The sequence below is a fragment of the Pedobacter sp. 22226 genome (assembly GCF_052045455.1).
GTDB lineage: Bacteria > Bacteroidota > Bacteroidia > Sphingobacteriales > Sphingobacteriaceae > Pedobacter > Pedobacter jeongneungensis.
In genome coordinates, this window is record NZ_JBQEPB010000011.1 from 47,649 (window position 1) to 61,142 (window position 13,494).

The window sequence follows — 13,494 nt, forward strand, 5'->3', positions numbered from 1 at the left end:
CAAACAATATCCATCCTTATTTGCTTATATAACAAAAACAGCTCATGAAAAACATCAAATTAATTATCCCTGCCCTTCTGGTTTTATTTTCAGCCTGTAGCGAAGCCACAAGAAATACGGCAAACAGCAAAAGCGACAGCACAGCACAGGCTACTACATCAGGAAAAACAGATTCGCTTGAAGCCAAAATAAAAATTAATGGTAATGTTGCCCCCGGCGATCCACTATTATTAAGGTTTGTGGTGTACAATAACAGTGATACTGCTAAAAGTTTCTGTATCTGGCATACCCCGTTTGAGCCCTTAATGAGCAGTTATTTAAGCATCACCGACGAAAAAGGAGAAGAAGCACAGTACAAAGGGGCGATGGCAAAAAGAGTAATGCCGCCACCTGCATCCAGTTATTCGAAAGTAAATGCCGGAGATAGCCTGGTTGCAAACGCAGATTTGCTTAAAGCTTACGATTTGAAAAAAGGATCGAGTTACAAAGTAATTTATACCGGTGGCAATATGAGCGGACTGGTATCGAAAGATACGGTAACCTTTATCTATACCGAATTACATTAATTTTCAGTTTTTCCAGCAAATTATCCGAAGCATTTCACCCCTAATTTTGTCGCATTTACACTTTTGCGGTTGTAAAAGATCCAATAACTTTAAATAAAATTTAAAACAACAAAAAAATGGAAAATACAACAGCAATCACCGTAGAAACAACAGTAAATGCACCGGTAGAAAAAGTCTGGGAATTCTGGAACAATCCTGATCACATTACCAAGTGGAGTTTTGCTTCGCCAGACTGGCATACTCCATATTCGGAAAATGATTTAAAAGTAGGTGGTAAATTTAAAAGTACCATGGCCGCAAAAGATGGCAGCATCAGTTTCGATTTTGGCGGAACTTATACTACGGTTGATACCAACAAAAAAATTGAATATAGCCTGGAAGATGGTAGAAATGTAAGTGTCATTTTCGAGCCCCTAAGCGAACAGACCAGGGTGATTGAAACTTTTGATCCGGAATCGACCAATCCGGTTGAAATGCAACGTGGCGGATGGCAGGCTATCCTGAATAATTTTAAAAAATATACGGAAGAGGGGTAATAATTTCATAAACGCCCTCCTCTCGAATGGAACGCAGTGGAGTGGAGAGATCTGCCTAGAAACAGACTTCTCGACTTCGTTGCACTCCGCTTGAAATGACGACCTGACTGGTAAATGTTCATAGCAACGGATGATCATTCAAAATGAAGGTGGCACTTTTTTGTAATCCTTTTGTCTTATTTTGAGGTTCGGCATGATAACTGATTAATCAAAATTGGTTAAAAGGGTGTTTTTATTGGTCATTAAGTAACATTTCGATTATTATTTGATTCGCATAATTTTTGATTTGAACTGAATACTTTGATATTGCGGCCATAATTTACATTTGCCGTGTAAATTATACACTATGCCACGCATATCTTTATTTTATTTTTCACTATTATTATTTATTAGTTTCTCTGTTGGTACAAGCGCTCAAACACTTAGCTTAAAACAAGCTGTTAACACCGCCATTACCAATTACGGCACCATTAGGGCAAAAGATAATTATGCAAATGCATCAAAATCTTCTGTACAACAGGCCAGAAGAGAGTATCTCCCCAACTTTAGTTTAAGTGCCCAGCAAGATTATGGCACCATTAATGGCCAAAACGGTCCGCAGTATGGCTTAGGTGGCTTAGGTACTGCTTCATCTGGTCCATCTTTAGATAAGCAAAACTGGAATGCTGCATTTGGCGGATTATATTTAGCGAATGTAAACTGGGACTTTTTCACTTTCGGAAGAATCCGCGACCGCATAAAAGTGGCCAATGCTGCCTACCAAAGGGATAAAAATGATCTGGAGCAGGAGAAATTCCAGCAGGAAATCCGCGTATCTGCTGCTTATTTAAATTTACTGGCTGCCCAGCGCTTAACCAGATCGCAACAGAAAAATCTCGATCGTGCCATTACCTTTCAAAACACCGCCATCATCAGGGCTAAAAACGGCTTAATTGCAGGAGTAGATTCTTCCTTTGCTAAAGCCGAAGTTTCGAATGCTAAAATTGCTTTAACTAAGGCAAAAGACCTTGAGCAGGAACAAGCCAACCGTTTAGGGGTTTTAATGGGTTTAACGGCCACCTCTTACGATCTTGATACCGCTTCTATTACGCGTATTCCAGGTAATCTGCTGCAAGATACTGCAGTCAAAAGTTCACATCCGCTTTTAAAGTTTTATCAAAACCGGGTAGATGTGAGTAATCAACAGGTTAACTATTTCAAAAAACTCTATTACCCTACATTTACTTTTTTTGGTGTAATGCAAGGAAGGGGATCGGGTTTTGGCCCGGGTTACGCCCTGGATCAGAGCGCTTATTCTACCAGTTATGCAGATGGTATAAATCCCACCCGCGGAAACTATTTGATTGGCATAGGAATGACCTGGAATTTATCTACTCTACTTAAAAATCGTCCGCAAGTACGTGCACAAGAATACATTAGCGCGGGTCTGAAAGAAGAATACAACATGGTAGATCAGCAATTGAGGGCGCAACTGGCACTGGCCGAAACTAAACTGAACAATGCATTGGCCAATTATAGGGAAGCACCTATCCAGGTTAAAGCCGCATCTGACGCTTATCTACAAAAAAACACCCTGTACAAAAACGGATTAACCACCCTGGTTGATCTTACGCAGGCACTTTTTACCCTAAACAGGGCCGAAACAGACCGGGATATTGCCTTTACCAATGTATGGCAGGCGCTGCTGCTAAAATCGGCAGCTTTGGGCAATTACGACATATTTATCAACGAATTTTAATCTGGCTATATAAATGAATTTAATACGTTTCGCACTCCGCAAACCCATATCCATCTTAGTTTTAGTAGCAGGATTGTTCTTTTTCGGTATTGGGGCCATCAACCAGATCAAGGTTGATATCCTGCCACAAATGAACCTTCCCGTAATTTATATTGCCCATCCTTTCGGCGGTTACACTCCCGATCAAATGGAGGCTTATTTCGGTAAGCAATACGTTAACATCCTGCTTTTTGCAAACGGTATCAAGAGTATCGAAACCAAAAATACGCAGGGTTTAATGCTGATGAAATTAACCTATTATGAGGGTACAAACATGGCCCAGGCCGCAGCCGAGCTTAGTGCGCTTTCTACCAGAGCGCAGGCCATTTTCCCGCCGGGCTCGCAACCTCCCTTCGTCATCCGTTTCGATGCTTCTTCACTACCAGTTGGTCAGTTGGTATTGAGTAGTCCGATACGCACAAACAACGAATTGCAGGATTTAGCAAACACTTATGTTCGTCCAAGTTTCTCGGCCATTCCGGGTTTACTTTCTCCTGCCCCATTTGGTGGTAGTCCGCGTACGATAGAAATCAATGTGAATCCTTCCTTACTCCGTTCGCATAATTTAACGGTAGATCAGGTGGTGGAAGCCATCAGGTTAAATAACCAGACAGCACCTTCAGGAAATGTGAGAATTGGCGATAAAAACTACCTTACGCCAACCAATTATACCATCAAAAAAGTTAAGGATTTTGAAAACATTCCGCTATTTAAAGGCAGTGTACAGAATTTACAGCTTCGCGATGTGGCCACTGTTAAAGATGGCGCCGATCTGGTGGCTGGTTACGCTTTAATCAACGGTAAACGTTCGGTTTATTTAAGCATTGCCAAATCAGGAGATGCTTCTACCTGGGATGTGGTGAAAAATTTAAAGAAAAACCTGCCAAACATTCAAAATTCATTGCCGGAAGATGTTAAACTTTCATATGAGTTCGACCAATCGGTTTATGTAATCAATGCGGTAAAAAGTTTGATCAGTGAGGGGGCAATCGGCGCCATATTAACCGGATTAATGGTTTTACTTTTCCTTGGCGATAAACGTGCAGCCTTGATTGTGATCCTCACCATCCCGACATCCATCATTGCAGGGGTTTTGTTCCTGAAACTATTCGGACAAACGATTAACATCATGACTTTGAGCGGGTTGGCTCTAGCCATCGGTATTTTAGTAGATGAATCAACGGTGACGATAGAAAACATCCACCAGCATTTTGATATGGGCAAACCCAAGGCCCTGGCTATATGGGATGCTTGTAAGGAAATTGCTTTCCCGAAATTGCTGATCCTGTTCTGTATCCTTGCCGTATTTGCACCTGCCTTTACCATGACCGGTATCCCCGGAGCATTATTCCTGCCATTGGCACTGGCAATCGGTTTTTCTATGGTGGTCTCGTTCCTGTTATCGCAAACTTTCGTTCCGATTATGGCCAACTGGCTGATGATTGCTCACCCTAAAAAAGGCGAGGCACACCATCCGGGCGTTACACAGGATGAGGCAGATTTTAAAGCAACCGGCATTACACTCGAATCGGAAAAAGATACCCTGAACCAAAAAAGAGTTCTGGTAGAACGCGAAGATTTTAGTGGCGATGGCAAAATAGGCTTCTTTGATAAGTTCAGGAACCGTTTTATGCGTTTTCTTGATCGCATACTCCCTTACCGGAAATCTGTTGTGTTAATTTATCTGGTACTAATTATTGGATCAGCTGCCCTGTTATTGATCAATATTGGCCGTGATGTATTGCCCAGGGTAAATTCAAGCCAGTTCCAGATGCGTTTGCGAGCACCCGATGGAACACGTTTAGAACGTACTGAAGAAAAAGCAAATGTGGTATTGGCCGAGCTCAAAAAAATGGTCGGTGCTGAACATGTGGGTATTTCTTCCGTATATGTAGGCCAGCATCCATCGCAGTTTTCTGTAAACCCCATCTATCAGTACATGGCTGGTCCGCATGAAGCCGTTTTCCAGGTAAGTTTAAAAGATTTTGAGGAAGACATGGACGATTTTAAGGATGTGTTCAGGGATAAAATCAAAAAACTTTTGCCAGATGTTAAACTTTCTTTCGAGCCTATCGAATTAACAGACAAGGTGTTGAGCCAGGGCTCTCCTACTCCTGTTGAAATCCGCATTGCCGGAAAAAACAAAAAACTGAACGAACAATATGCCAACAAAATACTGGCCGAATTAAAAGAAATCCCTTACATGAGGGATGTTCAGATTGCCCAGCCGATTAAATATCCATCTTTGAATATTGATATCGACAGGACCCGTGCTGCGCAGATTGGTGTAGATATGGCCGATATCTCGAGGTCGTTGATTGCTTCTACCTCATCATCACGTTATACAGATAAAAATATCTGGCTGGATGAAAAAGCAGCTTTGCCATACAATGTGCAGGTGCAGGTTCCGCTTAACCAGATGACCAGTAAGGATGATATCGGAGAAATTCCATTATTGAAAAACTCGGCCCGTCCCGTGTTAAGTGATGTGGCCAAAATTACGCCAGATACCACTGCCGGTGAAAATGATAACATTGGAGCCATGCCTTTCCTTTCGGTAACGGCAAACCTTTACCATACCGATTTGGGAACTGCATCAAAAGATATGGATAAAGCCATTAAAAACCTGGGCGAATTGCCAAGAGGATTAAATGTTACCGCAATTGGAATGAGCAAGGTATTGGGCGATACCTTAGATAGCTTACAATCAGGCTTATTTGTGGCCATTGTGGTTATATTCCTGATGCTGGCTGCAAACTTCCAGTCGTTTAAAGTGCCATTGGTTATTTTAGCAACCGTACCGGCTGTAATTCTGGGGTCTTTATTGTTGTTAACCCTAACCGGATCAACACTAAACCTTCAATCGTACATGGGGATTATCATGTCGGTTGGGGTATCCATTGCCAATGCGGTGTTGTTGATTACCAATGCAGAACAACTGAGGAAACACAATGGCAATGCGCTCGAATCAGCACGCGAGGCAGCAGCTTTACGTTTACGCCCGATCATTATGACGAGTATTGCCATGATTGCCGGTATGTTGCCTATGGCGATCGGTCATGGCGAAGGTGGAGGAGCCGTTTCCCCACTGGGCAGGGCAGTTATCGGCGGTTTACTGGCCTCAACATTCGCGGTATTGATTATATTGCCGCTGGTATTTGCATGGGTTCAGGGCAAACAAACAACCGATTCGATGTCGCTTGATCCCGAAGATACAGAGAGCATCCACTACATTAAAGGTTTAGAAGAAAACGAATAAAATCATCAGCACAAATGAATACAAAGATATTTTCAACAGGATTATTGAGTACCGGATTTTTAATGCTAACAGCCATATACGGTTGTGGGCATTCAGAATCAAAATCTGCGGCAAAAAAAGAAAAAGAAGTAAGCATAGCCACCTTCGATCTTAAAAAAGAAAAACTATCCACACAACTCAGCTTACCAGGTGAACTGATTGCTTATCAACAGGTTGACCTATATGCTAAAGTAAGCAGTTTCGTTAAATCGCTAAAAGTAGATATCGGTTCGGAAGTGAGCAAAGGTCAGTTATTAATGACCCTGGAAGCACCAGAAATGACTTCGCAACTGGCTGCAACACAATCAAGAATTAAAGCTCAGGAAGCTATCTATACTGCCAGTAAAGCGAATTATAACCGTTTATACGAAACCAGCAAAACCCCCGGCACCATTTCTACCAACGATCTTGACCAGGCGATGGCCAAGAAAAATTCAGACCTGGCGCAACTCGAAGCCGCAAAAGCAGCATATAAAGAAGTAGGTTCGGTTCAAGATTATTTAACCATCAGGGCACCATTCAGTGGGATTATCTCTGCCAGAAATGTAAATTTAGGCGCTTATGTTGGTCCGACAGGAAAAGGCTCTGACTTACCTTTATTTACCTTGCAGGACCAGAAAAACCTGCGTTTGGCGGTTTCCATTCCAGAGGTTTACACCGGATATTTAAAAGCTGGCGACGAAATCAGTTTCACTGTTAAATCGTTACCCAGCCAAACATTTAAAGCGAAAGTAAAACGTTTATCAGGCGCCTTAGATGTGCGCTTACGTTCAGAACGGGTAGAAATGGACGTACCAAATACCTCGAAAGTTTTGTTGCCGGGCATGGTAGCAGAACTGAATATTCCGCTTCCGGCCAATGCCAGTACTTTTATCATCTCGAAAAAGGCCTTATTAGACACCAGCGAAGGATTATTCGTATTAAAAGTAGCTGATAATAAAGCGGTTAAAGTAGCTGTAAAAAAAGGCAGGGAAACCGATGATAAGGTTGAAGTGTTCGGAAATTTAATAGAAGGTGACAAATTAGTGGCAGAACCAACAGAGGAAATGCATGAAGGAATGGGGATTAAACCATAACTTTACGTGACTAAGGATTAATTATGTTATCAAAAAACCAAGAGCTTTCTACGCTTCAAAAAAAGGAAACTTTAGAGGATTTTTATAATAGGCTAAAAATTACCCGGCCAGAAATCCCTACGCCAAGCCTGGGGATGATTAATGACATTGGGCACTTTAATGTTTTTAACAGAAGTGTGGTTTGTACCAATATCCCCTCTGCTTTTAGTCGCAGGGATTTTTATAAAATTTCGTTAATTATTGGCAATGGGATTTTACATTATGCTGATGCAGATATAGAAATAAAAGGGCGGGCATTGCTGTTTACCAACCCGAATATTCCGTATTCGTGGGAAAGCACTTCGCCAAAACCTGCTGGTTTTTTCTGTCTTTTTACCGAAAATTTTATCCATAACCGCAACGAAACCCTTCGCGATTCGTTATTGTGGCGCATAAACGATAGTCCGGTGATTCATATTGATGAGGATCAGGAATTAACTTTAAGGGATATTTTCTGCAAAATGATGAAAGAAATGGATGGCGATTACATCCATAAGTATGATCTGCTGAGGAATTATGTGCAACTGATCGTGCATGAAGCATTAAAAGTTAAACCTCAGGATATTTTATTTAAACAGAACAATGCATCTGCACGTTTAACCGCATTGTTTCTTGAACTGTTGGAAAGGCAGTTCCCGATTGGTTCTACCGAGCATATTTTAGAGTTAAAAACTGCTCATGATTTTGCCTGCAGGTTACTGGTACATGTAAACCACCTTAACCATGCGGTGAAGGAAGTAACCGGTAAAACTACTTCAGAGCATATTTCGAAAAGAATTGCAACAGAAGCCGTTGCTTTATTAAAACATACGGAGTGGAACATTGCACAAATTGCTTACTGCCTGGGTTTCGAATATCCGGCTAATTTTAATATATTTTTCAAACGCCAGATGCAGTGTACGCCAAAGGGCTTTAGGGCAAATTGAGTAATCGTCATTTAGACTGACTTTTGCCGTCATTTCGACTGAAGCGCACCGGTTCTTCACCGGTAGCGAAACGGAGAAATCTATCTGGAGCAATCGTCCTTTCGACTGAAGCGCACTGGTTCTTCACCAGTAGCGAAACGGAGAAATCTATCAAACAGATTTCTCGGCTACGCTCGAAATGACGAGACTAGTGAATTAGACTTTAGATAAAACCATTAGTAAAATCGTCATTTCGACTGAAGCGTACCAGTTTTTCACCGGTAGCGAAATGGAGAAATCTATCTGGAGCAATCGTCATTTCGACTGAAGCGTACCGGTTCTTCACCGGTAGCGAAACGGAGAAATCTATCAAACAGATTTCTCGGCTACGCTCGAAATGACGAAACTAATAAAAATATACTTACGAAGAATCTATAAGTAAAATCGTCATTTCGACTGAAGCGCACCGGTTCTTCACCGGTAGCGAAACGGAGAAATCTATCGAAACAGATTTCTCGGCTACGCTCGAAATGACGAGACTAGTGAATTAGACTTTAAATAAAACCACTAGTAAAATCGTCATTTCGACTGAGGCGTATCGGTTCTTCACCGGTAGCGAAACGGAGAAATCTATCAAAACAGATTTCTCGACTACGCTGCACTCCGCTCGAAATGACGAAACTAGAGAAATTAGACTTTAGATAAAACCATTAGTAAAATCGTCATTTCAACTGAAGCGTACCGGTTTTTCACCGGTAGCGAAACGGAGAAATCTATCTAATTAGATTTCTCGGCTACGCTGCGTTCCGCTCGAAATGACGGAACTAAGGAATTACGCTAGAAATAACAATCCTATTGTTTCACCACAGCAACATGATCACTCCTATCCTCATCCAATAAATATCCATAAGGATCAACAGCTACCGTTTTTGGTTTACGATCGGCAATAATTGAAATTTTAGTTCTTTTCTGCCTGATGTGATACTTCCCAAAATAAACCGGTTTCGTTTTTACATCCCAATCCTTTTCCAGCTGGTTAAAACAGGCCAAATCTATTTCCAGATCAGGCGATTGTTTATTGCCATCACTTAACCTTTCGGCAGCTATTTCTAAATCTATTTTATATTTACCATTTTTTAAGGTTTCACAAGCAAGCATTTTAATGCCTAAATCGTAAGTTACCACCTGGTTAAAACAATCGTTTATAAACTTTTTTTGCTCAGCTGAAGCCTGCTTTAACAACGCATTTACAAAGTCGGCTGGTGTTGCTTTCGGCTTCGGATATTCGTGATCTGCAATCAGTTGCCGCAGTACTGCATTAAACTGCTTTTCGCCTATCAATTCTTTTATTGCGTACATGATCAATCCACCTTTCTGATAGTGCACATAAGGCTGATCTAAGGTTGTAACCAGTGGCAATTCTTTTTCGCTGTTGTTCCGGTTCAAAAAATAGAGGTTATTATCATAAGCAAGGTATTTGCGCAGGTACATTTTACCAAACCGCTTTTCAATCAGCACATTTTCGGTGTATTTAGCCAGTGCTTCGGTAAGCATGGCATAACCTGGTCCATCCATTGGCGACAGCTTATTGGCCCACCATTGGTGCGCAGTTTCGTGAGCGGCAATAGCATAACTTTGATTAATGGCACTCCTTTGGCTATAATCTCCTAAAAAATTAATACGCTCTGCACTAAAAACCACACCCGGGTAAGCCGTTGCCGCCCCTTTGTATTGTGGAATTTCGGCGATGGTAAATTGATTTGAAGGATATGCTGCAAAGTTTGTACCGCCATAATCCAAAGCATCTTTCACCCCATTAAACATACCTTTAAGGTTATACTCCTGCCCTCGCTGATAATAAATACGCAGATTTACATCTTTATGTTTTTCTTCTTTAACTGCATATCTTGCACTGCTCAATGCAAACATAAAATTGATTGGTTGAACTGTTTTATATTTAAAATATCTGCGTTTTTCCGAAACCCATTCTTTTTGCAACTCACCAGCAGTAATCACTTTTTGATCGGCTTCGGTAGAAATGGTGGTTTCTAAATCAATTAATTCGTAAGTGCGATTGTAGGCAGGAGGTGTAGCAATTTCGGGCAAACCTGCTTTTTTACGCTCCAGCTTATTATCACTTTCAAAATTATAACAGTAACCAAAATGGGGCACAAATTTTTCCAGTTCGATATAGGTTCCGTTTTTTACAATCGAATTTTCGCTATCAAAAGTGGTAAAACCAAATCGGATCACTTCAACAGAAAAATTCATTTTGATCTCTTCATTCGGTTTTAAGGGTGTTTTTAGCATGATAAACTGCTGACCAAAGCGTTCATCCCTTTTGTTGTTTTGGCCACCAATCATGTTTACAGAAAAAGAAGTTACTTCAGGATTAATATAAGTCCAGATTTTAGAAACAGGCAATTTTGTTTCATTTTTCAGCAGATAAGTGCCGGTTACAATGTATTTTCCTTCATTTGGATATAAATCTACCTTCGTTTTGACCGATTTGATAACCGGTTGGGGCAAATTTACCCATGCTTTATATTTCTTTTCATAAGTTAAACGCCATTCCAGTTGTGCATCTTTATTCTGATATTTTCCGATAATATTAGTTTGATGGTAAATGAACGCAGCAGCGGAAATCCAGATCAGCAATGCAGAAATGGCGATCCAATTGTGTTGCTTAAATGTTTTAACAATGGATTTAAACCGGTTACCGGCCTTTATTTCAACCATATTTTGCCACATTCCGATGGTTAAAACAGCAATAATAACGGCGAAAGCCGACCAATATAACATGTACCAGTTAAATGCATGGGCATAATAACCAAAACCGTTGAAGTAGGAATGCAGCAGGTCGGGCACTGTAGCAAAACGGAGCAGATAATGCTCAATGCCAAACCTTTCAGCATACGAAATCAAAAACATCATTATCATGCTTAATACCATGCCCAGGTATTTGTTGCTGCTTAAATTCTGGATAAACATGATCAGCACCACAAAAAGCAGCATCGGCAATGCACTATAATAGTATAAAGTTAAATACAGGGGCAATTCGATGTGGAAATAACCGTGTGTAACCTGCAGAACAATGCCAATCCCAATATTTAAGGTAACCAGCGTAAATACCAGCAGGAAAAGACTTCCACATTTCGCCATCCACATGGCCGAATTTTGAACGGGTGTACTATAAATTAAAGCATGGATATTGACTGATTTTTCCCTGCTGATGCTTTCTGCAGCGTAAAACAGGATCAGGATCAATCCGAATTTCATGGAACGCATTTCTTCGATGATTATACCGGTTGCGGGATAACTGTGGATGCCATAAATACCGCTGAACAGCTGATCTTTTAATTCGACCCCGTACAAAAACACCCATAATAAAAGCATCACCATAATGGGGATATTTTTAAAAAGGAAAATGATTTCGAGCTTAAATTGTGTTTTTAAAGTAGCTAAATAATAGCTTAAACCATTTGATGAAACCGGCAAAACGCGATATGGAATAAATGCTACCTGCTCTGATTTAACTGTTTTTACCTTCAACTTCCGTTCGCGCTGCGATCGGAAGTTGAAGAGCCTGTAAGAAATTATAGTGATTAAAGCGGTGATGCAGATCCACAACACCCTGTTGAATAGAAATGTTCCTGTTAAAGGGAATAACTGTTGATTGCGTTGCAGATTGGTCCAGGTTCTGGTTTCGCCGAAAAATGAAGCAAGTGCAAAAGGATCTAGTAATAAAGGCAAAACATCGGGTGTACCGGCTTTCATGGTAGAAGTAGCCAGTAAGGGTGAGTTGCCGAATATTGATGCGAGCATGTATAAAATGTAAATCAGCACACCAGCCACATATATGGATCTGACACTTTTGCTTAATAAAGCCGTACAAAATAATGTTCCGGTAGCAAATAATACATTGGGCAGCACGAAAATGAAAAGTGGCTGTAAGAAACAGGAAATATTTAAGGGGCCTAAACGATCTGCATCGATAAAAAAAGATCCTGTAAAAATCCCAACCGCAACAAGGATATACAAACTGAAAACAGCCAGGAATAAACCCAGAAACCTTACCCCAAAATATGTTAGTTTGTTTATTGATGTAGTAAAAATAACCGCTTCCATCCGGTACATCGCATCCCTTAACACCACATTCGCACTAAATATGGTACCCGAAAATATGGAAAACAGCGAAAGTAATGCCGTGATATTGGTGATTACATAAGGCGAATTTTTATGTACCTCTACCGAACCAAAACCACCCTGAACCACACAGAAATAACCCAATATAAAAAACAAAAGTGCAGCAACTTTATAAGACACCTGCCCGAAATGATATTTGAGTTCGAATTTAAGTAAATTACTGATCATAGCTTTGCCTCCAGATTCTGATTTGCTGAACCGAATAATGAAGAAAAATAAACCTCTTCCAAACCTGGATAAACCGAATTAAAACCTTCAGCCGGGCTTTGATCAGCTAATACAAACAGATTTAATTTACCTGATATAATTTTAGTCGAAATCACACTATAAAGTGTAGCATAATGTGGCAGATCAGCTTTTTCAATTACCTTACGCCAGATCTTTCCATCCAGTTTCTGCGTTAAACCTGCCGGTTTGCCCTGTAAAATCAGCTTGCCACCGGCCATTACAGCCATTTCAGGACAAAGATCGTTTACATCTTCAACAATATGAGTGGATAGAATCACCACCCGGTCGGCACCGATTTCGCTCAACAGGTCATGAAAACGGTTCCGCTCCTGCGGATCGAGACCTGCAGTAGGTTCATCTACAATAATCAGTTGCGGGTTGCCCAATAAAGCTTGTGCAATGCCAAAACGCTGACGCATGCCGCCAGAGAAAGTACCTACTGATCTTTTCCTTACTTCGAAGAGGTTGCTTTGTTGTAAAAGTGAAAGCACCTGCTCTTTTCGCTCATTCTTGTTTTGCAGGCCTTTTAAAACCGCTAAGTGGTTTAAGAGATCTAAAGCCGAAATTTTAGGATAAACGCCAAAATCCTGTGGCAGATAACCCAGTTTATTCCGCATCTCCTGCGGATTTTGCAGTACATCATTCCCGTCGAATAAAATTTGCCCTGCATCTGGTAACTGTAAGGTAGCGAGCGTGCGCATCAGCGATGATTTACCGGCGCCATTTGGTCCCAATAAACCAAACATACCGTTAGCAATATTCAATGTAATATCATCAAGGGCTTTCACCCCGTTCTGATATGTTTTTGTAAGTTGTTGTATTTTAAGCCGTACCATATTTTCTAACATAAGATGGGTGCAAAT

Annotated in this window: 8 protein-coding genes; 6 read left to right on the forward strand and 2 right to left on the reverse strand. The window is 40.9% G+C overall.

Translation table 11 applies throughout. The features are described from left to right. The first annotated feature begins 44 nt into the window (after window positions 1-44). The 6 genes from ACTJKC_RS22225 (at window position 45) to ACTJKC_RS22250 (ending at window position 8,218) form a co-directional block, all read left to right on the forward strand. On the forward strand, window positions 45-566 hold the full coding sequence (locus tag ACTJKC_RS22225) for a protease (protein ID WP_344849926.1): 522 nt from the start codon (window positions 45-47) through the stop codon (window positions 564-566). Between the two features lie 116 nt (window positions 567-682). Beyond that, window positions 683-1,102: an SRPBCC family protein gene (locus ACTJKC_RS22230; protein WP_440795427.1), complete on the forward strand. Its 420-nt coding sequence runs from the start codon at window positions 683-685 to the stop codon at window positions 1,100-1,102. 346 nt (window positions 1,103-1,448) lie between these two features. Then, a complete protein-coding gene (locus ACTJKC_RS22235) occupies window positions 1,449-2,840 on the forward strand; it encodes a TolC family protein (protein WP_440795429.1) in 1,392 nt (463 codons plus the stop codon). A gap of 13 nt (window positions 2,841-2,853) precedes the next feature. Continuing rightward, a complete protein-coding gene (locus ACTJKC_RS22240) occupies window positions 2,854-6,138 on the forward strand; it encodes an efflux RND transporter permease subunit (protein WP_440795431.1) in 3,285 nt (1,094 codons plus the stop codon). Between the two features lie 14 nt (window positions 6,139-6,152). Further along, entirely contained in the window at window positions 6,153-7,253 is a 1,101-nt protein-coding gene (locus tag ACTJKC_RS22245; protein ID WP_440795433.1) for an efflux RND transporter periplasmic adaptor subunit, read from the forward strand. A 23-nt stretch (window positions 7,254-7,276) separates the two neighbouring features. Beyond that, window positions 7,277-8,218: a helix-turn-helix domain-containing protein gene (locus ACTJKC_RS22250; RefSeq protein ID WP_344849919.1), complete on the forward strand. Its 942-nt coding sequence runs from the start codon at window positions 7,277-7,279 to the stop codon at window positions 8,216-8,218. An 831-nt stretch (window positions 8,219-9,049) separates the two neighbouring features. Here ACTJKC_RS22250 and ACTJKC_RS22255 read toward each other — a convergent pair. Beyond that, window positions 9,050-12,571 carry a M1 family aminopeptidase gene (locus tag ACTJKC_RS22255; RefSeq protein WP_440795436.1) on the reverse strand — a complete coding sequence of 1,174 codons (3,522 nt, stop codon included), beginning with the start codon at window positions 12,569-12,571 and terminating at the stop codon, window positions 9,050-9,052. After that, window positions 12,568-13,479 carry an ABC transporter ATP-binding protein gene (locus ACTJKC_RS22260; RefSeq protein ID WP_440795438.1) on the reverse strand — a complete coding sequence of 304 codons (912 nt, stop codon included), beginning with the start codon at window positions 13,477-13,479 and terminating at the stop codon, window positions 12,568-12,570. The genes ACTJKC_RS22255 and ACTJKC_RS22260 overlap by 4 nt, the downstream gene beginning before the upstream one ends. Between the last annotated feature and the right edge of the window lie 15 nt (window positions 13,480-13,494).

Bases quoted from the DNA above. Each gene is read 5' to 3' on its own strand.
- ACTJKC_RS22225 (WP_344849926.1), top strand. From the start codon at position 45: ATGAAAAACATCAAATTAATTATCCCTGCCCTTCTGGTTTTATTTTCA.
- ACTJKC_RS22230 (WP_440795427.1), top strand. From the start codon at position 683: ATGGAAAATACAACAGCAATCACCGTAGAAACAACAGTAAATGCACCG.
- ACTJKC_RS22235 (WP_440795429.1), top strand. From the start codon at position 1,449: ATGCCACGCATATCTTTATTTTATTTTTCACTATTATTATTTATTAGT.
- ACTJKC_RS22240 (WP_440795431.1), top strand. From the start codon at position 2,854: ATGAATTTAATACGTTTCGCACTCCGCAAACCCATATCCATCTTAGTT.
- ACTJKC_RS22245 (WP_440795433.1), top strand. From the start codon at position 6,153: ATGAATACAAAGATATTTTCAACAGGATTATTGAGTACCGGATTTTTA.
- ACTJKC_RS22250 (WP_344849919.1), top strand. From the start codon at position 7,277: ATGTTATCAAAAAACCAAGAGCTTTCTACGCTTCAAAAAAAGGAAACT.
- ACTJKC_RS22255 (WP_440795436.1), bottom strand. From the start codon at position 12,571: ATGATCAGTAATTTACTTAAATTCGAACTCAAATATCATTTCGGGCAG.
- ACTJKC_RS22260 (WP_440795438.1), bottom strand. From the start codon at position 13,479: ATGTTAGAAAATATGGTACGGCTTAAAATACAACAACTTACAAAAACA.